Origin of the sequence: Microvirga zambiensis WSM3693, assembly GCF_016735695.1 — a bacterium.
Classification (GTDB): Bacteria; Pseudomonadota; Alphaproteobacteria; order Rhizobiales; family Beijerinckiaceae; genus Microvirga; species Microvirga zambiensis.
In genome coordinates this window covers 151,199-177,843 of record NZ_JAERQD010000003.1, presented here as the reverse complement: position 1 = coordinate 177,843, position 26,645 = coordinate 151,199, and the positions used below count along the sequence as shown (strand labels likewise).

The window sequence follows — 26,645 nt, the reverse complement described above, 5'->3', positions numbered from 1 at the left end:
TTCGCGATGGCAGCGGAAGAACGCGATCTCGAAGCCGAGTACAACAACCGGGCCCGCGTGCCGGAGCATCCGGCTCATATCGCGGGCTGGCAGCGGGATGCGGCGGCCTATCGGGACCATGCGGCCGGCGAATTCGATCTCGCCTATGGACCGGGCGAGCGTCACCGCCTCGACCTCTTCTACCCTCGGACGGGCGACGCTGGCGGTCCGATCGTGCTGTACATCCATGGCGGCTACTGGCAGGCGCTCGACAAGTCCTTTTTCAGTCATCTGGCCCGCGGTGCCAATGAGCGCGGCTTCACGGTCGCGATCCCGAACTACACGCTGGCACCTGCGGCGACACTGGCGGAGATCGTCGCCGAGATGGAGTCGGCCGCCGACTTCCTCATGCGGCGCACAGGCCGCCCGCTGGTCGCGACCGGACATTCGGCCGGCGGGCATCTCGCTGCCTGCCTGATGGCCCGCCCTGAGCCTCGAGCGATGCCGGTGCGCGCCGCCATGCCGATCTCCGGCCTGTTCGACCTGCCGCCGCTTGTTCCGACCTCGATCAACAAGGCGCTCGGCCTCACGATCGAGGAGGCCCGGCGCCTGAGTCCGCTGGAATGGACACCGCCGGAGACAGGGCAACTCGTCGCTGTCGTCGGCGGCGCGGAGAGCGGGGAGTTTCTGCGTCAATCCCGGGCCATCGTCGAACGCTGGGGCAAGGCGGGGATCGCGACCCGGTATCACGAGGTTCCGAGAGCGCATCATTTCGATGTCATCGCGGGTTTGGCCGATCCTGGCGATCCGCTCGTCGATATCGTCGTCGAGCTTGCAGCGAAGGCCTGATCGTCCGGCGGGAACAGAGATCCCGGTCTCACGTTGCGTCGCTGACAACCAACTGGTGTCTCATGCCGATTGCGGTGGCATTTCTGTTTCTGCTTGCGGCCATCTGGCCGCAAGCTCTCCTTGCTTCCGAAGCGGCCTGGCAAGCCTTGCGTGACGGCGATACCGTTGCCCTCTTCCGGCATGCCCGTGCCCCGGGAACGGGGGACCCGCCGCAATTCCGGCTCGAGGATTGCTCGACCCAGCGCACTCTCTCGGCGGAGGGGCGACGGCAGGCCGAAACCATAGGGGAGCAATTCAGAATCCGGCAAGTTCCGGTCGAGCAGGTGCTCTCGAGCCGCTGGTGCCGTGCCCTCGATACCGCGCGCCTCGCCTTCCGGGGGCTGACCGAGCCATTCCCACCCCTCGACTCGTTCTTTGTCGGACGAGAGCGCGAGGAGGCTCAGACCCGGGCCGTCCGTGAGCGCATCGAGGCATGGCGGTCACCGGGCGTGCTTGTGCTGGTGACACATCAGGTCAATATCACCGCTCTGACCGGCATCTTTCCCGAGGAAGGCGAAGCTCTGGTGCTGAAACCGAAGGCCGGATCGGGTTTCGATCTTGTCGGCAGAGTCCGCCCGTAAGCATCAGGCTCCGGCGCGCAGCTGTTCGACCACGCCCTGGCTCATATAAGGGTGGCCGGCCTCGTTGAGGGTCCGGTCCAGGGCCTCGATGGCCATCAGGATCTTCGTCAGCTCCTCGGCCATCTCGACGGACGGGAGCGGAGCGCCGGAAATCTGCCGCGCCATCTCCCTGCGCCGCTTCACGAGGTTTTCACGGGCGGCGTTCAGTTCCTTGATTTCCTCGGACGTCATGGGCTCCTCGCAATCGGGTTTGTTTTAGTACTAATTCCCATTCCCGGCTTCCGTTCACCCGGACCGTGATCGAAGCGTTGCAGCACTTTATAAACCATCCTCTCGCATAGTCTGTGGATGACGTATCGGAATGCACAACGCCTCCTCGGATGGGCCCTGCTCTCAAGCTTTACCCTCTGGGGCGCTCCTGGCACCGCCGCTCCGGCCGAACCTGCGGCCGCCGGCAAGCCGGCACAGGCGGTAGCCGAACCCGTAGCCGCGCCGCCGGCGGCACCGGCCGTGCGACAGAAAGCTGCAGCCTCGGATCAGACGAAGTCGGAGCAAACTCCTCCCACGCCGCCACCGGCCGTGTCGATCTCGCAGGATTCCCGCCCGACCCTCGATGCAGCCACCTTCATCAATACCATGCGGGCGGCATGGACTTATAAGCGCCTGGCAGAGTCCGGAGGATGGCCCTCGCTGCCGTCCGGCACGGTCCTGAAGACGGGCGACAAGGGGCCGCTCGTGGCCTTGCTCCGACAGCGCCTCGCGCGTGAAGGCGACCTCTCCACGAATGCCGCCTCCAGCATGCTTTTCGATGCCGAGCTTGCAGGCGCTGTCAAAAGGTTTCAGGCCCGGCACGGCCTGCCGGAATCCGGCGCCGTGCGCGCCAGAACGCTGGAGGCGATCAACGTTCCCGCCCTCACCCGCCACCGCCAGCTCACAGCTTCCGCACAGCGGCTCGCCGGTTCCACCTTCGCCTTCGGCGACCGCTACGTGGTGGTGAACATTCCATCCGCCGCCGTCGAGGCGGTGGAGCGCGGAGAAGTGGCCCGCCGCTACGTCGCGATCGTCGGCAAGGTCGACCGTCCCTCGCCTGTCGTCGAGACGCGCGTCACAGCCGTCAACCTCAACCCGACCTGGACAGTGCCCGTCTCCCTCATCAAGAAAGACATCATTCCCCACGTTCGCAAGGATCCCGCCTATCTCGACAAGATGAAGATCCGCATTCTCGATGCGAAGGGCCAGGAGGTCGATCCGAAGACCCTCGACTGGTCGACGGAGAAGGCGGTGAACTACACGCTGCGCCAGGATCCGGGCGCGATCAATTCGCTCGGCCAGATGCGCATCGACATGCCGAACAAGCACGCAGTCTACATGCACGACACGCCGAAAAAGCAGCTCTTCGCGCAGGATGCGCGCTTCCATTCCTCCGGTTGCGTACGCGTGGCCGATGTCCGCGATTTCGCCGAATGGCTGCTGCGCGGCACGAGCGGATCGTCAGGCCAATGGACCCGCGACGGGATCGATGCGGCGATCGCGGGCAATGCACGCCAGGACATCCGTCTCGATAAGCCGGTCCCGGTGGCGTGGGTCTATCTCACCGGCTATGCGACGGCGGACGGTGCAGTGCATTTTCGCGACGACGTCTATGGGCTTGATGCACCGAAGACCGATGTGATGCCGGAGCCGCAGGTGGTCGACGTTCCGGCAACGGCATCGATCAAACCCAAGCGTCTGTGACGCGACCTGCAGCGATCAAAAGCTAGAGCATCGGACGGACCGATGCTCTCATTCAATGAGAGAGCATCGGATTCATCCCAAAAGTGCAAGTCCACTTTTGGGTCCGAAGCTTTAGAGGCTCTTCCTGCGCAGCAGCCGGCCGGACGAGGGAAAGATGGTGCGGGTCTTGCGATATTCGAAGGCGGCATCCTGGAACAGGTCGATGGCTGCGACGGCCTGGGCCCGCGATATTGCGATCACGGCGGGATCGCGCTGGGCGAAGCGGTCTGTTGCCTGCGCCAACTGCCTGCACCGCTCCTCGACGACGCGCCGTGCCTCCTTCAACCGTACATCGGGCTCATCCGTGTCCGTCATCTCGTCGCAAATGAGCAGAACGTCACGGGTGAGGTTCTCGCCCGCATAAAGTCCGGAATAGTGATCGATCAGGCTGCGCACGAAACCCAAGGATTGACGGATTTCCTGCCTTAGAAGTGTCTCGCTGCTCATCGCGCCTTTCCCGGAAAAGGAGCCGCATTCCCGCCGTGTCCCGGCGACGACGTGATATGAACCGGAGAGTTCTAAAAAGGCGTTAGCCTAGCGCATCATGCAGAAAAGCGGACCCGGCTTGCTGCACTCAACGATGCGCTCTCCTAAGAGTGGAGCATCGGATTTGATCCCAAAAGTGGGTCCACTTTTGGGTCCGATGCTCTAGCCCCCGGCATTGGCCTGGACTGGCGGGGCAGGCGGAACAGGGCTGGGAACCGTATCGTTTTGAGTGACGGTGGTCGGGTGGGACGACCAGATTTTTTCAAGGACTGGCCCGGCAACGATTCCTGCAACGAACGCGAACGCTGTCACGATCAGGCCGATACGGCCGCAAAGGCTGAGCACATCCTTGAATGCCATTGACCCGCCTCCCGCTTGCTTCGTTAACAAGGGATCTTAGGGGAGCGCGCAAGGCCCGCCAATAGACCAACGTTCGAATGCGCCGGGACAACGAGGCCGTGCGCTTCAGCATCCGAACCGAACTTCAGGAAAATCCAGATGTTTTTAGCAAAGCTTTCACCATGAATTATTTTTGAACAGCCGCGTTCGGAGCCGCCAAAACATCGGTTTTCGCAACATTGGAACCCGGTTGTCGCAGCTCAATTTTGTTCAATCCGTGGCAAAGCGAGCATGCTGCAGGCATCGTGAGCCGATCCTGCGCTTGACCGGCCGCATTCCGTCTGAACATTCGGTCGGGGTCAGGAATTGAACACGAGTTCACAGGACCAGCGACATGCCCCCTTCCGCCGCCTATCGGGCCGAAACGCGCCATCGGGAACTCGGTTCGGACTTTTACGACATCGTGCAACCGGCCCGGTTTCCCGATCACATCCTGCGCCATCGCAACCAAAGATCGGCTGAGCGGGTCGGCCTCGGCTCGCTGACCGACGAGGAATGGATCGCGCATTTCGGCCGCTTCGCGCCCCTGCCCGACAACCTCGAACAGCCGCTTGCCCTGCGCTATCACGGCCATCAGTTCCGCAGCTACAATCCTCATCTGGGTGATGGGCGCGGCTTCCTGTTCGCACAGGTTCGCGACGCAACGAACGGCAGGCTTCTCGATCTGGCCACCAAGGGCAGCGGACAGACGCCATGGTCGCGCCATGCGGATGGCCGCCTGACTCTCAAGGGCGGCGTGCGGGAGGTGTTGGCGACCGAGATGCTCGAGGCGCTCGGCGTCGACACGTCGAAATCCTTCAGCCTGATAGAGACTGGAGAAGAACTCGAGCGCGGCGACGAGCCCTCGCCGACGCGCTCGTCCGTTCTCGTGCGCCTCAGCCACTCCCACATTCGCATCGGAACATTCCAGCGCTTTCTCTACCTGAACGAGCCCCACAACATCCGCAAGCTGCTCGATTACGCGATCCAAACCTACATGCCGGAGATCTGGCGCGACGACGAGGCATCGCGCGCCGTGGCCTTTCTGGAGGAGGTGTGCCGGCGCGTCGCACGAATGGGCGCGCAATGGATGGTGGCCGGCTTCGTGCATGGCGTGCTCAACACCGACAACATCAACATCACGGGAGAAAGCTTCGATTACGGCCCCTGGCGCTTCCTGCCCTCTTACGATCCCGCATTCACAGCCGCCTATTTCGACGAGACGAGCCTCTATGCCTTCGGCCGCCAGCCCGATGCGCTTTTGTGGAATCTCTATCGTCTCGCGGAATGCCTGCTTCCACTCGCGCCGCAGCCCAGCCTGGAACACGCGCTGACAGCATTCGAGCCGGCGCTTCATCGCGAATTTCCGGCAGCAATCGCACGCCGCCTCGGGGTGCGATCGAAGGGGTTTGAGCAGGACGGCGCATTGGCCAGAGCCGTGTGGACGTTCCTGCACGAGAGCAAAGCGCCTTTCGAGCAAACCTTCTTCGATTGGTATGGCGGCGCGCTGAGTGCGGAGCGCGCGAAGAAAAATTCCTCGTCTGCGATCTATGACGACGCCTCGTTTCAACCGGTCCTGGCGGCCTTGCGCGAATTCGAGCCGGAGCCGGGCATTCGGCTCGATCACCCCTATTTCGCGCGGGAGAAACCCTGCACCATGCTGATCGAGGAAGTGGAAGCGCTGTGGGCGCCAATCGTGGCACAGGATGACTGGTCGGCTTTCTCGGCGAAGCTCGGCGATATTCGCGGCATGGCTGAGGCCTATGGCTCAGCCGACAGCTGAACCAAGCATTCAGTTTGATCGGCGAGTCAACCTCGAAAACCGCTGAAGTTCCAAAGCCAGGCAAGAATAGATTTTGCCGTCATATTGGAACGTTATTCCTACACCTGCGTCTTTAAGCCGTGCGAGCTGCTGTCATCGCAGCTCATCATCAACAATCGACTCTCTACAGGTGAACACGATGTTGCGTTCATACGCTCTTGCTTTGTCCGGCGCCGCCATTGTCCTCGCGCTTGGAACGCCTGCCAATGCCCAGCCAGTCATGCCTGGACAGCAATGCGTTCCCGCTGTCGCAGACCCATCCCTCTACCACAATTGCCGGCTTAGCATCGTGCGGGGTCAGGAGACCTGTCGTTGTGCCATTCGGCCACAAGCCCTGCGCAGGACGGACAATCCCGCCGATGCGGACCGGGACAGCATGGCGACCGGCTCGATTGGCGGCACGCTCGGCGCTTCGCCTGGTTCGGGGCCTGGAACGGCGGGCGGCGTCAGCAGCGGCTCGGCTGGCGGCAGCATCGACAACGGCGCGAGCGCGGGCCGCGGCGGCGCGGTCGCTGACAGCGGCACGGGAGCAGCCGGAGGCTCCGGCGGCACGGCCGGCAACGGAGGCGGCAACGGCCAGGGCAACGGTTCCGCCAACGGCAATGCCGGAGGCCATGGCAACAACGGGCACGGCAATGACGACGACGGCAATGATGCATCCAATCCCGGTGGATCCAACAACGGCGACGGCACCGACCAGGATGGTCCGGCTGGAAATGGCGGCGGCAACGGGAACGGGAATGGGAACGGCAATGGAAATGGAAATGGAAATGGCGGCGGCAAACGCTGACGCCAGGTGTTCGCCTTAAGAAGGAAAGTCCTTGGCTGCGGAAGGGAGCCAAGGGCTTTCGCTTAGATCGCAGTCACGAGTGCGGCACCGACACTGAACCGATGACGACGATCCGCTCGACGCGCGTCACACGAAGAACAGCAGGACGCCTGCCGCAGCAACACCTGCTCCGGTGATCCGAAGCGCATATTCATGGCGCAGCGAGATCAAGCCAACACCAATGCCAAGCCCATGCAGCATCGCGCTCGCAAGCGCAAAGCCGAGGCAATAGAGCGTCGCCGCAGACCCTGCCGGGATTTCCGCTCCATGCGCGTAGCCGTGAAAGATCGCAAAGCCTCCGACCAGCGCCATTGCCGCGGCCAACGGCCAGCGCAGGCCGAACGACACGATGGCGCCGAGAGCGACAACGGAGGCGGCAATCCCGAACTCGACTGCGGGGACCTCGATTCCCAACAGCCCAAATATTCCGCCAACAAGCATCATGCTCACGAAGCTCGCCGGGACTGCCCACAAAGCCCGCCCGCCAAGAAAGGAGGCGAACAGGCCGACGCCGACCATTGCAAGCGTGTGATCGAGGCCGGTCAAGGGATGGGCGAAACCCGCCAGGAATCCGGGCGCTGTGTGGATGCCCGTATGGGCCAGGGCCGGTGTCGCCGCTGCCAGCAGCGTCGCGACGAAAATAGAGCGCTTGAACATGATGGACTCCCCTTAAGCAGTCGCGGACAGGCCGCCGGCCTTTTCGATGAATTGTGCGATGGCCTCGACGCCGACGCCGTCGCGGATGTTGCTGAACACGTAAGGGCGCTGGCCGCGCATGCGCTTCGTGTCCTCCTCCATGATCGCAAGATCGGCGCCCACGTGAGGTGCGAGATCGATCTTGTTGACGACGAGGAGATCGGAGCGCGTGATGCCGGGGCCGCCTTTGCGCGGGATCTTCTCGCCACCCGCCACGTCGATGACATAGATCGTCAGGTCGGCGAGCTCGGGCGAGAAGGTCGCGGCAAGATTGTCGCCGCCGGATTCGACGAGCACGATGTCGAGCGCAGGAAAGCGCTTGCGCATGGTCGCAATGGCCGCGAGGTTGATGGAAGCATCCTCGCGGATCGCCGTGTGCGGGCAGCCGCCGGTCTCGACGCCCATGATGCGCTCGACCGGCAGAGCGCCTGCCACCGTCAGGAGGCGCGCATCCTCCTTGGTGTAGATGTCGTTGGTGATGGCGCAGATGTCGTAACGCTCGCGAAAGGTCTTGCAGAGCGCTTCCATCAGCGCCGTCTTGCCTGACCCGACCGGCCCGCCGATGCCGACGCGAAGTGGTCCTGTATGAGAAGTCATGAGCGGAAGAGCCTCGTATACTGATTTTCGTGATGGAACGAGCCGAGATCGGCGCGGAAGGTCGCGCCGCCGATATCGTCGAGCGTGAGTTGCATCCCCTGCCCTGCGATCTCGCGCACGGTGCCGGCGAGCGCAGCAGAGACGCGGATGCCGGCCGTCTGACCGATGGGAGCGAGGCGGATCGCGGCAGAGACGAGCGTCTGCACGAGACCGAACAGGTAGGCCTCGCACGTGACCGCAAGCGGAATATCATGCGCCGCAGCAGCCATGCCGATTGCGACGGGAAAGGCCACATCGCCTTCAAGTGCGATCAGGCGCGGCGATGGCCATGCTGCAAGCGTCGCGTCGAGAAAGCTGCGCCCCTGCTGGCTCGTTTCGAGGTAGAGCTCCGACGACGGCGAGAGCGCCAGTGCCAGCTCGTTGACCTCTTCGAGAGCGGCCCTGTCGCGCACCTGAACCGCGTGATAGGCGTGGCTCAGGAGAATGGCATCGTTGCGCCCGAAACCCAGCTTGAGCAGATCGGCGAGCCAGGCGACTAGCGTCGCCTCGTCGGTCACATCGCCTGCCTCAACCGCCCATTCGAGCGCGTGCGAATAGGCATAGCAGCCGACGGGATAGGACGGCGACAGCCATGCGAAGAGCGGCAGAATCGCGGACGATCTCTCGTTGAGCAGTGGATTCGCCACGGCCTCATCCATGACCGTGTCCATGGTGATGACCTCCATGCTCGTGATGGTGGTAGGCCCCACGCACGGGACGGAACGGGCGCTCGACGATCTCAACCCTGGCGCCGAGGCCGACCAGCATGTCGACGAGCACATGGTCGTAGCCGATGTAGATCGCCTCGCGCGTAATCTCAGCAGGCACATGCCGGTTGCCGATATGCCAGGCGAGCGTCAACAGATCGAGGGAATCGTCGGTCCTGATCTCGACGAGGCGCTCAGGTGCGGCCTTCACCTCGACGAGCCAGCCGCTGTCGAGCAGGACTGCATCGCCATCCTCGAGAACATCGGCCTTGTCGAGGTCGAGGAGGAAGGCGGTGCCGCCGTCCGCGTTGAGCAGGATGCGGCGGCGGTGTCGGTCGCCATGGTCGAGGGTGATCACATCGACGATGCGGTCCTGATCGACGGCTTCACGGCGAATGATGGATGTGGCGCGGATCATGTCAGAACAGGAAATAGCGTTGGGCCATGGGAAGAACTTCTGCGGGCTCGCAGACGAGCAGCTCGCCGTCGGCGCGCACGTCATAGGTCTCGGGATCGACCTCGATCACGGGCGTGGCATCGTTGTGGATCATGTCCTTCTTGCCGATGCCGCTGCGCACGTTCTCGACGGCGACGAGCGGCTTTCGAACGCCGAGCTTCGCGGCAAGCCCGTTCTCCGTCGCCACCTTCGAGACGAAAGTGAGCGATGTGGAGGCGAGAGCCTTGCCATAGGCGCCGAACATCGGACGGTAATGGACCGGCTGCGGTGTCGGGATCGAGGCATTCGGATCGCCCATCATCGCCGCGGCGATGGCACCGCCCTTGACGATGAGATCGGGCTTCACGCCGAAGAAGGCCGGCGTCCAGACGACGAGATCCGCGAGCTTTCCGACCTCGACCGAGCCGATATGTCTCGACACGCCGTGCGCGATGGCCGGGTTGATCGTGTACTTCGCAACATAGCGGCGGGCGCGGAAATTGTCGTTGCCGCCGGTCTCGCCCGGCAGTGCGCCGCGCTGCACCTTCATCTTGTGCGCCGTCTGCCAGGTGCGGATGATGACCTCGCCCACGCGCCCCATGGCCTGGCTGTCGGACGACATCATCGAGAGCGCGCCGATGTCGTGCAGGATGTCCTCGGCCGCGATGGTTTCCTTGCGGATGCGGCTCTCGGCGAAGGCCAGGTCCTCCGGGATCGATGGCGAAAGGTGATGGCAGACCATGAGCATGTCGAGATGCTCGTCGATCGTGTTCACCGTATAGGGCCGCGTCGGGTTGGTGGAGGACGGCAGAACATTCGGCAGACCCGCCACCTTGATGATGTCAGGCGCGTGCCCGCCGCCTGCTCCTTCCGTGTGGAAGGCATGGATCGTGCGGCCCTTGAACGCCGCGATCGTGTCCTCCACGAAGCCGGATTCGTTGAGCGTGTCGGTATGGATCATTACCTGAATGTCGTAGGCATCCGCGACCGACAGGCAGCAATCGATGGCGGCTGGCGTGGTGCCCCAATCCTCGTGCAGCTTGAGTGCACAGGCCCCGGCCTGGATCATCTCTTCGAGCGCACCGGGCTTCGAGGCATTGCCCTTGCCGGTGAATGCGAGGTTCATCGGGAACGCATCCGCCGCCTCGATCATGCGCGCGATGTGCCAGGGGCCGGGCGTGCAGGTGGTGGCGAAGGTGCCGGTCGCAGGGCCGGTACCTCCGCCGAGCATCGTGGTGATGCCCGACATCAGCGCCTCTTCGATCTGCTGCGGGCAGATGAAGTGGATATGCGAGTCGAAGCCGCCGGCGGTGATGATCTTGCCCTCGCCGGCGATGATCTCGGTGCCAGGCCCGATGATGATGTCGACATTCGGCTGCACGTCCGGATTGCCGGCCTTGCCGATGCCCGCGATCCGCCCGCTCCTGATGCCGATATCGGCCTTCACGATGCCCCAATGATCGAGAATGACCGCATTGGTGATGACCGTGTCGACGGCGCCTTCGGCCCGCGTGGTCTGCGCCTGTCCCATGCCATCGCGGATCACCTTGCCGCCGCCGAACTTCACCTCCTCGCCGTAGATTGTGAAATCCTTCTCCACCTCGATCACGAGGGCGGTGTCGGCGAGGCGGATCTTGTCGCCTTTGGTCGGACCGAACATGTCCGCATAGCCGGAGCGTGGAAGGGAGGCCGGCTTTCTTGCATTCGACATCAGAGCGCTCCCATCACGCCTTGGCGGAACCCGTAGACCTCGCGTTTGCCGGAAAGCGGCACGAGCACGACCTCGCGCGTGGAGCCGGGCTCGAAGCGCACCGCCGTACCGGGCGCGATGTCGAGCCGCATGCCGCGCGCTTTCTCCCGGTCGAACGACAAAGCGGGATTGGTCTCGAAGAAATGATAATGGCTGCCGACCTGGATCGGCCGGTCGCCTGTGTTGGCGACCGTGAGGACGGTGCGCTCGGCGCCTTCGTTGAAGATGATCTCGCCCGCCTGCGCCATTACCTCGCCGGGCACGTCCTTGGAGGCCGCGCCGCGGATGGGATGATGCACGGTGACGAGCTTGGTACCATCGGGAAAGGTCGCCTCCACCTGCACGTCGTGGATCATCTCCGCAACGCCTTCCATCACCTGGTCGGCAGTGACCACATGAGCGCCGGCCTCCATCAATTCGGCCACGGAGCGCCCATCGCGCGCGCCCTCCACGACCGTGTCGGTGATGAGCGCGATCGCCTCAGGATGGTTGAGCTTCACGCCGCGTTCCAACCGGCGGCGCGCGACCATGGCCGCCATGGCGATCAGGAGCTTGTCTTTTTCACGAGGTGTGAGTTGCATGGTTCGACCCTAGCTGAGCCAGACGCGAGGCAGAGGTTCGCCGCGAAAGGCGACAAGGAAAGGAATGACAGCTCTGCGAAGCACTTCGATCCTCTCGGCGCAGAAGCGCACGGCGAGAAGCCCGTTCCAGGCGCTGGCCGCGGCATCGCAGCCGGCGATGGATGAAAGGCTTTCGCGCAGAGAATCAAGTCGCGCTTCCGCATCCGGCGACACATGGATCAGGGTCGCGAAGGCGCGCGCGCCTCTGCCGACGACCGGTTTGCTAAGGAGATCGGCAATCGGCCCATCGAGTCGCAGCGTATCGGCATAGATGAGTCGATCGCCGCGCCGGATGCGCCAGCGATCCTCGAACAGGCCGTCCTCGATCCGCTCCGCCCTCGCCTCACGCCCGAAGACGGCCGCTTCGAACAGCGTCAGATGCGCCGTCTCCGGCATGCGGACATCGAGCCGCCGCAGGAGACGCGCCCGATCGAACAGAATGGTTTCCTGCGGAATCCAGTCGAGCCGCGCATTGTCGTGCAGAGCTAAATTGACGTTCAATTCCGCAACCGGACCGTCCGAGCGATAGACCTTCTCGGCGGCCGGCGTCGCAACCGTCACCGACGCACCGGCACGCGCCTCGATTTCCACGGAGAAGCGATCGCCGCAGGCGATGCCGCCTGCCGTGTTGACGAGAACCGCGTCGATCCCAAACCCCTCGCCTTTCGGGAGCCTGATCCGCATGGATCCGCTCTCCTCGATGCGCGCCGGACGCGTGCGGCCGCCGAGTTCCGTTGCACTGAATGCAACACGACCGACGGCTCGCTGGCGTTGTGGGGACGGGAGCTGGGAGGCGGCTTCAAATGGCCAGGCGCTGACGTACATCATCTCCCTCAAGCGCCGAGCGGTCGCCATGCTGGACGATCTCGCCGCGCTCCATCACCACAAACCGGTCTGCCAGGTCGCGGGCGAAGTCGAAATATTGCTCGACCAGGAGGATGGCCATATCCTTCCGATCACGCAAGTAGGTAATCGCCCGCCCGATATCCTTGATGATCGAGGGCTGAATGCCTTCCGTGGGCTCGTCGAGCACGAGGAGGCGCGGCTGCGTGACGAGCGCGCGCCCGATGGCAAGCTGCTGCTGCTGCCCGCCCGACAGGTCTCCCCCGCGACGGCCAAGCATGGATTTCAACACCGGGAAGAGTTCGAAAACCTCCGCCGGGATCGTCTTTTCGCCACGCTTCAGCGGCGCAAAGCCGGTCTCCAGATTTTCCTTGACGGTGAGGAGCGGAAAGATCTCGCGGCCCTGCGGCACATAGGCGATGCCGAGCGCGGCGCGCTCGAAGGGCTTCAGCCGCGCAATGTCGCGGCCCTCAAAGAGGATGTTTCCGCCGGATATCGGCCGATGCCCGGCGATCGCGCGCAGAAGCGAGGTCTTGCCGACGCCGTTGCGGCCCAGCACGCAGGTGACCTCGCCGAGGGAGGCAGACACGGACACGCCGCGCAGGGCCTGCGCCGCGCCGTAATGCAGGGAGAGATTTTCGACTGCAAGCATCGTCATCGCCCGAGATAGACCTCCACCACACGCTCGTTGGCGCTGACCGCATCGAGCGTTCCCTCGGCCAGAACAGAGCCCTCATGAAGACATGTGACTTTCACGTCGAGGTCGCGCACGAATGTCATGTCGTGCTCCACCACGATCACCGCCTGGGTTCTGGCGATGTCGCGCAGGAGATCGGCCGTATCGGCGGTCTCCTGGTCCGTCATACCAGCGGCTGGTTCATCGATCAGCAGGAGCTTGGGCTGCTGGGCGAGCAGCATGCCGATCTCGAGCCATTGTTTCTGACCGTGGGATAGTTCCCCTGCCTTGCGGTAACGCTGGCCGGTGAGCCGGACCCGTTCCAGAAGCGCATCGATCCGCTCGCGCTCCCTCGCCGTTCGCCGCGAGAGCAACGTCGCGAAGGGCGAACGATCCTCCTTGAGCGCAAGAAGAATGTTGTCTTCGACATTATGCATCTCGAACACGGTGGGCGTCTGGAACTTGCGGCCGATGCCCAGTTCCGCAATGGCCGCCTCGTCCAGCGCGGTGAGATCGTGGGTTCCCTCGAACAGGGCGGTGCCCTCGTTCGGTCTCGTCTTGCCGGTGATGACGTCCATCATCGTGGTCTTGCCGGCGCCGTTCGGTCCGATGATCGCGCGCATCTCGGCGTGATCGACGGCGAGCGACAGCGCATTGAGCGCGCGAAAACCGTCGAAGGACACTGAGACATTGTCTAGATAGAGCAAGGCGGGCGTGATGGGTGCGCTCATGGCTTACTCCGCCGCCTGAGAGACGGGCTCGGGCGCGGCGGGCGATCGCATTCGCTGTCTCGCCCATTCCCAGAAATCCTTCGCCGCTCCCAGGATGCCGCGCGGCATGAGCAGCGTGACGAAGACGAAGAGACCGCCGAGCGCGAAGAGCCAGAACTCCGGCAGCATGCCGGTGAACCAGGTCTTGCCCGCATTGACCAACAGCGCGCCGATGATCGGGCCGGCGAGCGTGCCGCGTCCGCCGACGGCCACCCAGATCACGATCTCGATGGAATTGGCCGGCGCGAACTCGCTCGGATTGATGATGCCGACCTGCGGGACATAAAGCGCGCCGGCAACGCCGGCCAGCATCGCCGAGAGCGTGAAGACGGCGAGCTTGTAATGCTCGACCCGGTATCCGAGGAAGCGTGTGCGGCTTTCGGCGTCGCGCACCGCCACGAGCACCTTTCCGAACTTCGACGTCACCACCCAGCGGCAGAGCAGGTAGCCGCCGGCAAGTGCCGCCACCGAGAGGACGAAGAGGACGATACGGGTGGATGACGATTGGATCGGGAAACCCAGGATATCCTTGAAGTCGGTGAGGCCATTGTTGCCGCCGAACCCCATGTCATTGCGGAAGAAGGCGAGCATCAGCGCGAACGTCATGGCCTGCGTGATGATGGAAAGATAGACGCCCGTGACACGCGAGCGGAAGGCGAACCAGCCGAACACGAAGGCGAGGATTCCCGGAACGAGCAGAACCATCAGCATGGCGAAGGGAAACCAGTCGAAGCCCTGCCAGAACCAAGGCAATTCCTTCCAGTTCAGGAACACCATGAAGTCGGGAAGGATCGGATCGGCGTAGACGCCGCGCGGCCCGATCTGGCGCATGAGATACATGCCCATGGCATACCCACCGAGCGCGAAGAAGGCACCGTGGCCAAGCGAGAGAATGCCACAGAAACCCCAGATGAGATCGACCGACAGGGCGAGCAGCGCGAAAGAGATATATTTACCGAGCAGCGGCACCAGATGGTCGGACAGGTGGAAGGGCGATCCAGGATCCACCGCGACGTTGAGAACAGGAACGAGGATGGCAGCCGCTGCCAACAGGCAGAGGACGACGATGCTCTGACGGTCGAGCACAGTTCGCTTTGTCATGCTTCGACCGCCCTGCCTTTGAGCGCGAAGAGGCCGCGCGGACGCCTTTGGATGAAGAGGATGATGGCGATGAGCAGCACGATTTTGCCGAGCACGGCGCCGGCATAGGGTTCGAGCAGCTTGTTCGCGATGCCGAGGGTCATGGCGCCGACAAGCGTGCCCCAGAGATTGCCGACGCCGCCGAACACGACCACCATGAAGCTGTCGATGATATAGCCCTGCCCGAGATTGGGGCTGACATTGTCGATCTGCGACAACGCCACGCCCGCAATGCCGGCGACGCCTGAGCCCAGGCCGAAGGCGAGCGCATCGATCCGGCTCGTGCGAATGCCCATGGAGCCCGCCATGCGCCGGTTCTGCGTGACGGCGCGCACGAACAGGCCGAGCGACGTATAGCGCAGCACGAGCAGGAGGATGGCGAAGACGGAAAAGGCGAAGATCACGATGGCGACGCGGTTATAAGTGAGGCTCAAGCCTCCGATCTCCAGCGCACCGCTCATCCAGGCCGGCGTTCCGACCTCGCGGTTGGTGGGACCGAAGATCGTGCGCACGCCCTGCTGCAGAATGAGCGAGATGCCCCAGGTGGCAAGTAGCGTCTCGAGGGGGCGCCCGTAAAGGAAGCGGATGACCGTGCGCTCGATCAGAATGCCGATCAAACCGGCGACGAGAAAGGCGAGCGGCAAGGCAATGAACAGCGAGGCGCCGAACAGATAAGGTGCCTGCGTGCGGATCAGCTCCTGCACGATGAAGGTCGTGTAGGCCCCGATCATCACCATCTCGCCATGTGCCATGTTGATGACGCCCATGGTGCCGAAGGTGATCGAGAGGCCAATGGCCGCAAGCAGGAGAACGGAACCGAGGGACACGCCGTACCAGACATTCTGCACGGCGTTCCAGAGCGCAAGCCGGCTGCGGATCCCCTCCGCGGCCTTGGCAGCAGCCTCGGTGACTTCGGTCGGCGTGCCGGCGGGCAGGTTTGAGAGAAGCGCGAGGGCGTCCTGGTCGCCGCGGGCACGAAGGGTTTCGATGGCGGCGAGCTTTTCGGGAGCGGGCGCATCGGCCTTGTTGAGAAGAATCGCGGCACGGGCGCTCTCGAGCGCTCCCTTCAGGTTGCCATCACTCTCCTTCGCAATGGCTTGTTCAAGCGTCGGGAGAGCGGCAGCATCGCGCGAGCGAAAAACGGCGCGGGCGGCGTCGAGCCGGGTTCCCGCATCCGGGCTGAGAAGGGTCATGCCGCCGAGCGCGGCCTCGATGGCGCGGCGGACGCGGTTGTTGAGGCGCACAGCCTTGGCGCCGGCAGCGGGCTCCGCGGCCTGGCCTGTTGCGGCATCGACAGACTTGCCGTCGGCATCGCGGATATAGACCTGGCTGCCCGCGATCATCAGCCGCCCGTCACGCAGGGTCTCGACCAGCTTCAGAGCGAGAGGGTGTCCGCTGCCGGCGACAGCGCCGATGGCGGCCTCGGTGTCGGAATAGCTGTCGGCGGCGAATTTCGGCAATGCGTCTTCGTAGGGCCCGGCCGTGGCGGCGGACACCATGCCGGTCAGCAGAACGAATGCCTGCAGAATGCTGCGCAAGCGTGCCATGCAATCAACTTCGAACGGAGGACAAGGCGAGGACGGCTTTTTCAAGCCGTCCTCGTTTTCGTCAGGCGATCAGGCGCCGCACTTCTTCGTGACGGTGTTGTAATTGCCGCACTTGAGGTCCTTCCAGTCGGCAATCAGGTCCTTCGAACCGTCGAGGTACTTGGACCAGGCATCGCCGGGCACGAGCGCGTCGGTCTGCGACACGGTCTCGAACTGCCCGTCGTCCTTGATCTCGCCGATGAGAACCGGCTTCGTGATGTGGTGATTGGCGAGCATCTTCGAGGTGCCGCCGGTCAGGTTCGGGACCTCGACGCCGACGATGGCGTCGATCACCTTGTCGGGATCCGTGCTGCCCGCCTTCTCCACTGCCTTCACCCACATGTTGAAACCGATCACGTGCGCTTCCATGGGATCATTGGTGACGCGCTTCGGGTTCTTGGTGAAGGTCTTCCACTTCTCGATGAAGGCCTTGTTCTCGGGCGTCTCGACGGACTGGAAGTAGTTCCAGGCGGCCAAGTGGCCGACGAGCGGCTTGGTGTCGATGCCGGCGAGTTCTTCCTCACCGACCGAGAAGGCCACGACCGGAATATCCGTCGCCTTCACGCCCTGGTTGGCGAGCTCCTTGTAGAAGGGAACGTTGGCATCGCCGTTGATGGTGGAGACGACGGCGGTCTTCTTGCCGGAGGCTCCGAACTTCTTGATGTCGGCGACGATGGTCTGCCAATCGGAATGGCCGAAAGGCGTGTAGTTGATCATGATGTCCTCGGACTTCACGCCTTTGGACTTCAGATAGGCTTCGAGAATCTTATTGGTCGTGCGCGGATAGACATAGTCGGTGCCGGCGAGAACCCAGCGCTCGACCTTCTCCTCCTTGGCGAGATAATCGACGGCCGGAATGGCCTGCTGGTTCGGTGCAGCGCCGGTATAGAACACGTTGCGCTCGCTCTCCTCGCCTTCATACTGGACGGGATAGAAGAGGACGCTGTTGAGTTCCTTGAACACCGGCAGCACGGACTTGCGCGACACGGAGGTCCAGCAGCCGAACACCGCGGAAACCTTGTTCTGGCTGATCAGCTCACGGGCCTTCTCGGCGAAGAGCGGCCAGTTGGAGGCCGGATCGACCACAACCGCCTCAAGCTTCTTTCCGAGCAGACCACCCTTCTTGTTCTGCTCCTCGATGAGCATCAGCATGACGTCCTTCAGCGTCGTTTCGCTGATCGCCATCGTGCCGGACAGAGAGTGCAGAACACCGACCTTGATGGTCTCCTGCGCCTGCGCCGTTCCCATCACCGCGCCGGAAACCAGCGCGGCGGAAGCCAGCGCCATCAGGTGTCTGCGGGTCAAATTCAACATCGACATAGATCCTCTCCCATGGCCGCCCTGTTTCAGGTGCAACACGGGGCATTACGCAAGAACCATGCCAGAGCTGTTTTCAGATCATGCCGTAGACGGCGAAGCTGCGTCTCGTCGAACGAAGAGACGCACATAGCTGGGCCGTGCCTCAAAAAGCGGCACGGGCTCAAGAATGAGGCTGCAACTCCGTTGCATTGCAGCGAGAAGATTCATCGCTTTGATGGAAAACTGTGCTGCGCGACGCGTGAGCGCTATGCGAAGGCTTTCCGGCACGCGCGCTCGTACACTTCCTGGTATCGCGATGCGGACCGATCCCATCCATGGGGTCGCTTCATGGCCGCGCGCCGCATGGTGATGAGGCGAGAGCGCGAGCGGAACGTCTCGAGTCCGCGGCTGATCGCATCCTTGAAGCGCCTGAGCGAGGGCTCGCCGAAAAGGAAACCGTTGACGCCATCCTCGATGGTGTCGGCGAGCCCGCCCGTTCTGTGCGCAATGGGCAGGGAGCCGAATTTCTGCGCATACATTTGGCTCAGCCCGCAAGGCTCGAAGCGCGAGGGCATGAGCAGGAAATCGCTGCCGGCATACATGCGCCGCGCCGCGCCTTCGTCATAGCCGATCTTCACGCCGACGGAGCCGGGATGGCGCTGCGCCAAGGCTTCCAGCTCGGCCTCGAACCGGGGCTCGCCCTGGCCGATGACGGCGATCTGACCGCCTTGCGAGACGATGGTTTCGGCCGCGGAGATCGCCAGATCGACGCCCTTCTGGTGCACGAGACGCGACACGACAGCAAAGAGCGGACCATTCGAGAGCGCGAGCCCGAAATTCCTGCGCACATTCCTGGCATTGGCGCGCTTGCCGCCGCAGTTATCGGCCGAGAACGGGCTCACCAGATAGGGATCGCTGCTCGGATCCCAGCTGGCGTCGATACCGTTGATGATGCCGTCGAGGCGGCCCTGCTCGGCGCATGTCCTCAGGAGGCCGTCAAGGCCGCAACCGAATTCCGGCTGCGTGATCTCATTGGCGTAGGTGGAACTGACCGTCGTGATATGGGACGAGTAATAGATGCCGGCCTTGAGGAAGGAGAGCTTGCCGTAGAACTCGACGCCATTGATGTCGAAGGCGGCATCGGGAATCCCGAGATGCGAAAGGCGCCTGCGGTCGAAAAGACCCTGATAGGCCAGATTGTGAATGGTCAGGATCGTCGGGATCTGCTTGCCGCGCCATGCGAGGTAAGCCGATGCCAGGCCGGACGGCCAATCGTTGAGATGCAGCAGGTCCGCGCGCCACAGGTGATCGCCGTTGCCGCAGGCGATGTCGGCCGCAGCGAGACCGAGGCGCGCGAAGCGGACGTCGTTGTCGCTCCAATCGACGCCGAAACCGTCCACATAGGGTGAGCCGTCGCGGTCATAAAGTTCGGGGCAGAGCAGAACATAGACGGTCAGACCATCCCGCGTGTTGCCGCGCCCCAGGCCGCAGGCGGGAATACCGAACGACGCCGGCAAACGGGCGATCTCTTCGACCGGCCCGATCTGCGACAGAACCTGACGGTAGCCGGGGATAAGGATGCGAACATCGTAATGATGCCGCAGTGCTCGCGGCAGAGCCGCGGACACCTCACCGAGGCCGCCGGCCTTGATGTAGTCTGCAATCTCGGATGTCACGAAAAGAATGGACTGCCGCCGCTTGACGGAAATGGACGCCTGGACGCCACCCTGCAATTCGGCAAGCGCCGTCGTCGGGAGAGCCGAAGCGGCTTCCAGTTGAAAAGAGTCCAGCATGTTCGCTCAGCGGCGCAATCCCCAGCGACCCCCGCGCCATAGGCAGTCGCGCCTTTAACTCGCTGCACCTGCGAAGTGTTCCGAAAAAATTTCAACTTTTTTTTGCAGTGCGGTCAAGCTGAGTAGAAACCGTACTCTGATGGCGCAGCAATGTTGCAGCAAATTCGAGCTTGGCTGTTTTTTTGATTTGCACCGGAACCTTGCCTTAACATGTCCGTTCGCAAGTGCTTTCCTCGGTACCCGGAGATCAGATGCGGTGCGTTCACTCCATGCCCTTCGGGGCTGAGCTAACCTCCGAAGGCGTCCGCTTTGCCCTGTGGGCGCCGACCGCCGGCGATGTGCGCCTTGTCCTGGACGGTGCCGAACACTCTCTCGATGCGGCCAAGGATGGCTGGTATCGCCTCGTATCGAAGGAGGCACGCGTCGGAAGCCGCTACGGCTACAGGATCGACGGCAACCTAATCGTGCCCGATCCCGCCTCCCGTTTTCAGCCCGATGATGTTCATGGCCTCAGCCTCGTGGTCGATCCCGCCTCCTATGCGTGGTCCGAAACATCGTGGATCGGCAGACCGTGGGAAGAGACAATCCTTTATGAAGTGCATGTCGGAACGGCGAGCCCGGAGGGCACCTATGCCGGCCTGTCCGAGAAGCTGCCGTTCCTGCGCGACCTCGGCATCACGGCTATCGAACTCATGCCCATCGGCGACTTTCCGGGCAAGCGGAACTGGGGTTACGACGGCGTTCTGCCCTACGCGCCCGATTCAGCGTATGGCAGCCCGGACGACCTCAAGCGCCTCATTGAACGTGCACACGAGCTTGGCCTGATGGTCTTCCTCGATGTGGTCTACAACCATTTCGGCCCCTCGGGGAATTATCTGCACGCCTACGCCAAGAGCTTCTTCACGGAGCGCCATCCGACCCCCTGGGGTGCGGGCATCAACGTGGATGGCGAAGGCAGCCGCGTCGTGCGCGACTTCTTCTTCCACAACGCCCTTTATTGGCTGGAGGAATATCGCATCGACGGATTGCGTTTCGATGCTGTCCACGCGATCACCGATGACGGGACACCTCACTTCATCGAGGAACTTGCAACGCGCATCCGGCAAAATATCAAGCACCGCCATGTCCATCTGGTCCTCGAGAACGAAGCCAACCAGGCGCGCTGGCTCGGCCGCGAGCAGGACCGAAGCGTGAGCCTCCATACGGCTCAATGGGCGGACGACATTCACAATTCCTGGCATGCTCTCCTGACGGGAGAGAATGAAGGCTATTATGAGGACTATGCGAACAAGCCGCTCGACCATCTGGGGCGAGCTCTTGCGGAGGGCTTCGCCTATCAGGGCGATCCGTCGCCGCACAAGAACGGTGTCACCCGCGGCGAACCTTCACGCCATCTCCATCCAGCGGCCTTCGTCGCCTTCCTCCAGAACCACGACCAGATCGGCAACCGCGCCTTTGGCGAACGCCTGTCGCACCTGATCCCGCAGGAGCGCCTTGCCATGGCTCAGGCCCTGTTCCTGCTCGCGCCGCAGATCCCCTTGATGTTCATGGGCGAAGAATGGGCGGCATCGACGCCCTTCCAGTTTTTCGTCGATTTCGAGCGCGAACCTGATCTTGCCAAAGCTGTGCGAGATGGCCGTCGCGGCGAGTTCAAGCGCTTCAAGGCCTTCGCGGACCCTGAGATGTCGCAAAGGATACCCGATCCGACAGATCTTGCGACATTCGAACGCTCGAGGATCGATTGGTCGGAGCCGGAGCGGTCCCCGCATCGAGAAGCCCTCGCGCGGACCCGCGAGTTCCTCGATCTGCGGCGCCGCGAGATCATCCCACTCCTCAAGAGTGACTATCAGGGTTCGCGCTACACTGTTTCACCAGAGAAGGCACTGGACGTAACCTGGACCTTCTCGGCCGGAGCACTGCACATGATCGCCAATTTCGGCGACACTCCCATGCAGATGAATGGGGATCCTTCAGCGCGCATCCTCTGGGCAAGCCCCGGCATCGATCCTGCAGGCGAGAATATTCTCCCACCCTGGACGGCCATCGTGGCGAAAGGACCATCGGCATGAGCAAGCTGAACGCTCTGCTGGAGCGGATGGCCGCGCTTGTGGGAATTTCCCAGGATTACACCGATGCGTTCGGGAAGACCGTCGCGACGGCGCCAGAGACTCGCAGGGCCATGCTCGCCGCTCTCGGTCTCGATGTCATGTCCGAACAGGGAGCAATGGATTCCGTGAAGCGGCTGGAGCGGCTGAAGACGGGACCGGTTCCGGCCGTCATCACGCTCGACGCGGAGAAGCCTTCGACGATCGCGTTCCGCAGCCCTCCCGGAGAGCAGGACTGGATCCTTATCGAAGAGAAAGGTGCGGTCCATGAAGGCCGCCTTGGCAGAAGCGAGGCCACTCTCGACATCCCGGCCCTGCCGATGGGCTATCACCGCCTGCGGCTCGGCAAGACCGAGACGACGATCATCACCGCTCCCGCCCGATGCTGGGAGCCGGAGGCGCTGAAGGGCGAGGCACGGCTTTGGGGCGCGACGGCGCAGGTCTATTCGCTGCGCTCGGAACGAGATTTCGGCATCGGCGACTTTTCCGATGTGACGCTGGCGGCGGAAAGCATCGCCCATGCCGGCGGCGCCTTCCTCGGCCTTAGCCCCGTCCATGCGCTCTTCGCCTCGGACCGCTCGAAGATCTCGCCCTACTCACCCTCCTCGCGGCTTTTCCTGGAGCCGATCTATATCGACCCGACGAAGGTGGACGGCTTCGCCGAGAGCGGCGCTGCCGAGTTCCTTGACAATCCCACTGTGCAGGCGCGCCTCGCCCGTCTCCGCAGCGCACAGCTGATCGACTATGGTGAGGTCTGGGCGATCAAGCGATCCCTACTCGATACGCTCTGGACACATTTCCAGAGATCCGGCGACCATCCCGCCTTTGATACGTTCCGGCGCGCAGGCGGCGAGGCCCTGGAGGCGCATGCGAGTTTCGAAGCGCTGTCCGAGCACTTTCGCGAGCAGGGCCGATTCTGGCTCGGTGAATGGCCGGAGGAATATCGCTCGGTCCATTCGGTGGCTGTCCGACGCTTTCGCCTGGATCATGTGGAGCGCATCTCCTTCCATGCCTGGCTGCAATGGCTGGCCGATCATCAGCTTGCGCAGGCGGCCGAGCAGGCCCGCGCCGCCGGATTGCCCATCGGGCTTTATCGCGACCTTGCCGTCGGTGCCGATGGCGGCGGGTCCGAGGTCTGGGCGACGCCTGAGCGCTACGCCCCGAAACTCTCGACAGGAGCGCCGCCGGATCCTCTTGGGCCGCAGGGACAGGATTGGGGCTTGCCGCCGTTCAATCCCCTCACCCTGGAGGAGCAAGGCCTCGCCGCCTTCCGCGATCTCGTCTCCTCCAACATGCGCCATGCCGGCGCCATCCGCATCGACCATGCCTTCCAGTTGCAGCGCCTTTTCCTGATCCCCTCCGGCGCGCCGGCCTCGCAGGGCGCTTATGTGGATTACCCGTTCGAAGCCATGCTCGCCGTGCTGCGCGTGGAGAGCCACCGCGCGCAGTGCCTGGTGATCGCGGAAGATCTCGGCACCGCGCCGGAAGGTTTTTCCGATGCCATCATGGCATCGGGCGTCCTGAGCTACCGGGTCCTGCCGTTCGAACGCATGGGCTCGGCGTTCAAGAAGCCGGACGAGTATCCGCGATCGGCCATGGCCGTCGTCACCACCCACGACCTGCCGACCCTCCCCGGCTGGTGGCAGGGCCTCGATATCGATCTGCGGCAGACGCTCGCCATCTTCGATCCAGCAAGGGCTGCCGACGAGCGTGTGGCCAGAGCGGCCGACAAGCGTCACTTCGCAAAGGCGCTGGCGGAGGAGGGCCTTCTCGCCACGGGCCTTGTTCCGGACCTGCCGCCGATCGAGGAGACGGTGCGCTACCTCGCCCGCACCTCCTCCGTTCTCACGGCGCTCCAAATCGAAGACGCATCCGGCGAGTTGAATCAGCCGAACATGCCGGGCATGGATGCCGGCCACCCGAACTGGCGCAGGCGCCTGTCGCGCACGGTCGAGGCGATTGCATCGCCCGGAAGCCTGATGGCTAGGCTCGCCGTGGTGCTGGCGGAAGAGGGCCGCGATCTGCACGCGCGGGGCAACACCCTTTCTGGTCCTCCACCGCGGGCCACCTATCGACTGCAGTTTCACAAGGACTTCACCTTCGACGATGCCGTGAAGATCGTGCCTTATCTGGCAAAGCTCGGCGTCAGCCATCTCTATGCCTCGCCGATCCAGAAGGCGGCCCCCAGCTCGACCCACGGCTACGACATCGTCGATCATGCCGTCATCAACCCGGAGCTCGGTGGAGAGGCGGGCTTCCTGCGTCTCTCTCAGGTCCTGAAGGAGAACAGCCTCAAGCTCCTGCTCGACATCGTGCCGAACCACATGGGCGTCGGCGGCCAGGACAACGGCTGGTGGCTCTCGGTGCTGGAATGGGGACAGCTTTCGCCTGTCGCCAAGGCCTTCGACATCGATTGGAAGCGTCCCGGTGCCGATGGCAAGCTCATCGTCCCCTTCCTCGGCGGGCTCTACGGCGAGGTTCTGGAGAGAGGTGAGCTGCAGCTGAAATTCGATGCCAAGGAGGGCAGCTTCAGCGTCTGGCATTGGGAGCATCGCTTTCCGATCTCCCCACTCACCTATCCGGCTTTGCTCGATCAGGCTCTTGCTTCGCCCGACGTCGGCACCGCCGATGCCGGCAAACTTCGTCGCCTGACGGAGCGACTGCGCGCGATGGCGGAGCCGACATTGCGGGAGGATGGCACATCCCTGCCTGAAAAATGCGAAGTGCTGAAGCAGGACCTTGCCCGCATCGCGTCCGCTTCGCCCTCTCTACGCAAAGCGCTCGACCGCGCGCTCATCCTCTTCAACGGCACACCCGGGAATCCTGAGAGCTTCAATGCCCTGCACCGGCTTCTGGAGGCACAGGCCTATCGTCTGTCCTACTGGCGCGTTGCATCGAGCGACATCAATTACCGGCGCTTTTTCGATATCAACAGCCTGGCCGGAATCCGGGTCGAAGTCCCTGAGATCTTCGAGAAGACGCACGAGCTGATCGTGCGTCTGGTGGAAGAGGGCCATGTGCACGGCTTGAGGATCGATCATATCGACGGGTTGGCCGACCCGGAGGGTTATGCCCGTGTCCTGCAGCGGAAGGTCGGCCCGGGCTTCTATGTCGCGGTCGAGAAAATTCTGGAGCCGGGCGAGAGGCTGCGCCCCTGGCCAGTCGCCGGAACCTCCGGCTACGATGTGCTGAACGTGATCGACGGCGTGCTGGTCGATTCCAGCGCAAGCGAGGCTTTCGAGCGGATCTACCGGGAAGCATCCGGCCTATCCGGTTCCTATGACGAGCTTCTCGACGAGGCCAAGCTGGCGATCACCGAGAACAATTTCGCGAGCGAGCTCGAGGTTCTGGCCTATGACATCAAGGCTATCGCCGATGCCAGCCGTCTAACTCGGGATTATACTCTCTTTGCGTTACGTCGGGCGCTCATCGAGATCATCGTCGCGTTTCCGATCTACCGCAGCTACATACGAGATGAAGTGCCGTCACCAGAGGATGTACAGCTGATCGAGACGACGATCGCAGCCGCTCAGGAGAACAGCACCCTCCCCGATCTCAGCGTGCACGATTTCGTGGCGGCGGCACTGTTGGGTCGGATCGAGACCGCTTCACCGGACGATGTTCGCCGCTTCCGCCGGCGTTTTCAGCAGCTGACCGGTCCGGTCATGGCGAAGAGCCTTGAGGACACGCTGTTCTATCGCTACGGCCGCCTGATCGCGCTGAATGAAGTGGGCGGCGATCCCGGCCATTTCGGGCTTTCGCTGGAGGCTTTCCATCACGCCAACACGGAGCGCGCCAGGGCATGGCCGCATGGGATGATCGCAACGACCACCCATGACACCAAACGCGGCGAGGATGCCCGCGCGCGCCTGCTTGCTCTCTCCGAACTGCCGGAGGAATGGTCGGAGGCGCTCGCTCTCTGGCGAGAGCTTGCCTCCTCTCACCTGTCCAACCTGGGCGACAGCACGGCGCCGGATGCCAACGATCAGGTCATTCTGCTTCAAGCGCTTCTCGGTGCATGGCCGCTCGCGCTTCTGCAAGGAACCGACGCCAAGCAGCTCGCCTCCTTCCGCGAGCGCATCGAGGGCTATCTCATGAAGGCCCTGCGCGAGGCGAAGCGGCATACGAGCTGGGTGCATCCGAACGAGACCTATGAACAGGCAGCCCTCACGCTGCTGCAGGCCGTGCTCGACCCGAAGGGCCCATTCATCGAACGCTTCCGTCCCTTGGCCAAGCGCCTTTCCGTGCTCGGTATGCTGAACAGTCTCTCGCGCACGGTGCTCAAGCTGACGCTGCCGGGTGTGCCCGACATCTACCAGGGCACCGAGTTCTGGGACTTTTCGCTCGTCGATCCCGACAACCGGCGTCCGGTGGATTACGACGTGCGGAGCGGAGCGTTGAAGCCGGGCGCGTCCCTCGACGAGCTGATGCGCACCTGGCCGGACGGACGCATCAAGCAGCATGTCCATAGGGCGCTTCTGCACGACCGGTCGCGCTCCCCGGCTCTCTATGCCGAAGGCGACTACCAGCCTCTGACGATCGAGGGCGCGCGGGCATCGCACATCATCGGCTATGCAAGACGGCACCGCACCGACGCGCTCGTCATGATCGCACCGCGCTTCTGGTCCGCTCTCCCGGCGGAGGCTGACGACCCGATCTTCGATTCGTCCCGCTGGCAGGACATTTCAGTCAGCCTGCCGCACGGCGAATGGCGGAACGTGCTGACCGGAGAGAAAATTCTTATTGCGGGAGACAGGAACCGGATGTCGGATTTCACGGGCGAGTTCCCCCTCGTCGTGCTCAGGCTTGTCGACGGCGAAGGCGGTCGAGATTGACGAAGGGCCCGGCCGCT

The 26,645-nt window shown here is 63.3% G+C and carries 23 protein-coding genes; 7 read left to right on the top strand and 16 right to left on the bottom strand.

Annotated features, from left to right (window positions below; all coding sequences use genetic code 11):
- Window positions 1-6 precede the first annotated feature (6 nt).
- Complete coding sequence (locus JKL46_RS04315; RefSeq protein ID WP_201830179.1) at window positions 7-828, top strand: alpha/beta hydrolase; 822 nt, start codon at window positions 7-9, stop codon at window positions 826-828.
- Window positions 829-902: 74 nt separating this feature from the next.
- On the top strand, window positions 903-1,448 hold the full coding sequence (locus tag JKL46_RS04310) for a histidine phosphatase family protein (protein WP_343074012.1): 546 nt from the start codon (window positions 903-905) through the stop codon (window positions 1,446-1,448).
- Between the two features lie 3 nt (window positions 1,449-1,451).
- On the opposite strand, the gene JKL46_RS04305 is transcribed toward JKL46_RS04310, so the two are convergent.
- Entirely contained in the window at window positions 1,452-1,679 is a 228-nt protein-coding gene (locus JKL46_RS04305) for a hypothetical protein (RefSeq protein ID WP_201830177.1), read from the bottom strand.
- 117 nt (window positions 1,680-1,796) lie between these two features.
- Between JKL46_RS04305 and JKL46_RS04300 the strand changes: the two genes are divergently transcribed.
- A complete protein-coding gene (locus tag JKL46_RS04300; RefSeq protein ID WP_201830176.1) occupies window positions 1,797-3,182 on the top strand; it encodes a L,D-transpeptidase family protein in 1,386 nt (461 codons plus the stop codon).
- 111 nt (window positions 3,183-3,293) lie between these two features.
- Here the strand turns inward: JKL46_RS04300 and JKL46_RS04295 are convergent, their stop codons facing one another.
- Window positions 3,294-3,668 (bottom strand): hypothetical protein, encoded by a 375-nt coding sequence (locus JKL46_RS04295; RefSeq protein WP_201830175.1) that lies wholly within the window; start codon window positions 3,666-3,668, stop codon window positions 3,294-3,296.
- 201 nt (window positions 3,669-3,869) lie between these two features.
- Window positions 3,870-4,067 carry a hypothetical protein gene (locus tag JKL46_RS04290; protein ID WP_201830174.1) on the bottom strand — a complete coding sequence of 66 codons (198 nt, stop codon included), beginning with the start codon at window positions 4,065-4,067 and terminating at the stop codon, window positions 3,870-3,872.
- Between the two features lie 373 nt (window positions 4,068-4,440).
- Here JKL46_RS04290 and JKL46_RS04285 point away from each other — a divergent pair, with 373 nt between their 5' ends.
- A complete protein-coding gene (locus JKL46_RS04285) occupies window positions 4,441-5,868 on the top strand; it encodes a protein adenylyltransferase SelO (protein WP_201830173.1) in 1,428 nt (475 codons plus the stop codon).
- Between the two features lie 178 nt (window positions 5,869-6,046).
- Complete coding sequence (locus tag JKL46_RS04280) at window positions 6,047-6,697, top strand: hypothetical protein (RefSeq protein WP_201830172.1); 651 nt, start codon at window positions 6,047-6,049, stop codon at window positions 6,695-6,697.
- A gap of 126 nt (window positions 6,698-6,823) precedes the next feature.
- Here JKL46_RS04280 and JKL46_RS04275 read toward each other — a convergent pair whose 3' ends face one another.
- The 13 genes from JKL46_RS04275 to glgA form a co-directional block, all read right to left on the bottom strand.
- A complete protein-coding gene (locus JKL46_RS04275; RefSeq protein ID WP_201830171.1) occupies window positions 6,824-7,393 on the bottom strand; it encodes a HupE/UreJ family protein in 570 nt (189 codons plus the stop codon).
- Between the two features lie 12 nt (window positions 7,394-7,405).
- On the bottom strand, window positions 7,406-8,029 hold the full coding sequence (ureG, locus tag JKL46_RS04270; RefSeq protein WP_201830170.1) for an urease accessory protein UreG: 624 nt from the start codon (window positions 8,027-8,029) through the stop codon (window positions 7,406-7,408).
- Complete coding sequence (locus JKL46_RS04265; protein WP_246529135.1) at window positions 8,026-8,739, bottom strand: urease accessory protein UreF; 714 nt, start codon at window positions 8,737-8,739, stop codon at window positions 8,026-8,028. The genes ureG and JKL46_RS04265 overlap by 4 nt, the downstream gene beginning before the upstream one ends.
- On the bottom strand, window positions 8,720-9,193 hold the full coding sequence (locus JKL46_RS04260; RefSeq protein WP_201830169.1) for an urease accessory protein UreE: 474 nt from the start codon (window positions 9,191-9,193) through the stop codon (window positions 8,720-8,722). The genes JKL46_RS04265 and JKL46_RS04260 overlap by 20 nt, the downstream gene beginning before the upstream one ends.
- Window position 9,194: 1 nt before the next feature.
- The gene (gene ureC, locus JKL46_RS04255) at window positions 9,195-10,922 is read right to left on the bottom strand and encodes an urease subunit alpha (protein ID WP_201830168.1); all 1,728 of its coding nucleotides are present in this window, start codon (window positions 10,920-10,922) and stop codon (window positions 9,195-9,197) included.
- Window positions 10,922-11,542, bottom strand: a complete 621-nt coding sequence (locus JKL46_RS04250) for an urease subunit gamma (RefSeq protein WP_201830167.1) — start codon at window positions 11,540-11,542, stop codon at window positions 10,922-10,924. Before JKL46_RS04250 ends, ureC begins: the two co-directional genes overlap by 1 nt.
- Window positions 11,543-11,551: 9 nt before the next feature.
- Complete coding sequence (locus JKL46_RS04245; protein ID WP_343074011.1) at window positions 11,552-12,265, bottom strand: urease accessory protein UreD; 714 nt, start codon at window positions 12,263-12,265, stop codon at window positions 11,552-11,554.
- A gap of 115 nt (window positions 12,266-12,380) precedes the next feature.
- Window positions 12,381-13,076 carry an urea ABC transporter ATP-binding subunit UrtE gene (gene urtE, locus JKL46_RS04240; protein WP_201830166.1) on the bottom strand — a complete coding sequence of 232 codons (696 nt, stop codon included), beginning with the start codon at window positions 13,074-13,076 and terminating at the stop codon, window positions 12,381-12,383.
- A gap of 2 nt (window positions 13,077-13,078) precedes the next feature.
- Window positions 13,079-13,831, bottom strand: coding sequence for an urea ABC transporter ATP-binding protein UrtD (gene urtD, locus JKL46_RS04235; RefSeq protein WP_201830165.1), 753 nt, complete (start codon window positions 13,829-13,831; stop codon window positions 13,079-13,081).
- A 3-nt stretch (window positions 13,832-13,834) separates the two neighbouring features.
- Window positions 13,835-14,971: an urea ABC transporter permease subunit UrtC gene (urtC, locus tag JKL46_RS04230; RefSeq protein WP_201830164.1), complete on the bottom strand. Its 1,137-nt coding sequence runs from the start codon at window positions 14,969-14,971 to the stop codon at window positions 13,835-13,837.
- Window positions 14,968-16,557 (bottom strand): urea ABC transporter permease subunit UrtB, encoded by a 1,590-nt coding sequence (gene urtB / locus JKL46_RS04225; protein ID WP_201830163.1) that lies wholly within the window; start codon window positions 16,555-16,557, stop codon window positions 14,968-14,970. The genes urtC and urtB overlap by 4 nt, the downstream gene beginning before the upstream one ends.
- 69 nt (window positions 16,558-16,626) lie before the next feature.
- Window positions 16,627-17,883 (bottom strand): urea ABC transporter substrate-binding protein, encoded by a 1,257-nt coding sequence (gene urtA, locus JKL46_RS04220; RefSeq protein ID WP_201830260.1) that lies wholly within the window; start codon window positions 17,881-17,883, stop codon window positions 16,627-16,629.
- Window positions 17,884-18,161: 278 nt separating this feature from the next.
- On the bottom strand, window positions 18,162-19,688 hold the full coding sequence (glgA, locus tag JKL46_RS04215) for a glycogen synthase GlgA (protein ID WP_201830162.1): 1,527 nt from the start codon (window positions 19,686-19,688) through the stop codon (window positions 18,162-18,164).
- Between the two features lie 251 nt (window positions 19,689-19,939).
- On the opposite strand from glgA, the gene treZ reads away from it, so the two are divergent.
- Together treZ and JKL46_RS04205 are read left to right on the top strand one after the other, a co-directional pair.
- On the top strand, window positions 19,940-21,757 hold the full coding sequence (gene treZ / locus JKL46_RS04210; RefSeq protein ID WP_201830161.1) for a malto-oligosyltrehalose trehalohydrolase: 1,818 nt from the start codon (window positions 19,940-19,942) through the stop codon (window positions 21,755-21,757).
- Window positions 21,754-26,628 carry a malto-oligosyltrehalose synthase gene (locus tag JKL46_RS04205; RefSeq protein ID WP_201830160.1) on the top strand — a complete coding sequence of 1,625 codons (4,875 nt, stop codon included), beginning with the start codon at window positions 21,754-21,756 and terminating at the stop codon, window positions 26,626-26,628. The genes treZ and JKL46_RS04205 overlap by 4 nt, the downstream gene beginning before the upstream one ends.
- The last annotated feature ends 17 nt before the right edge of the window (window positions 26,629-26,645 follow it).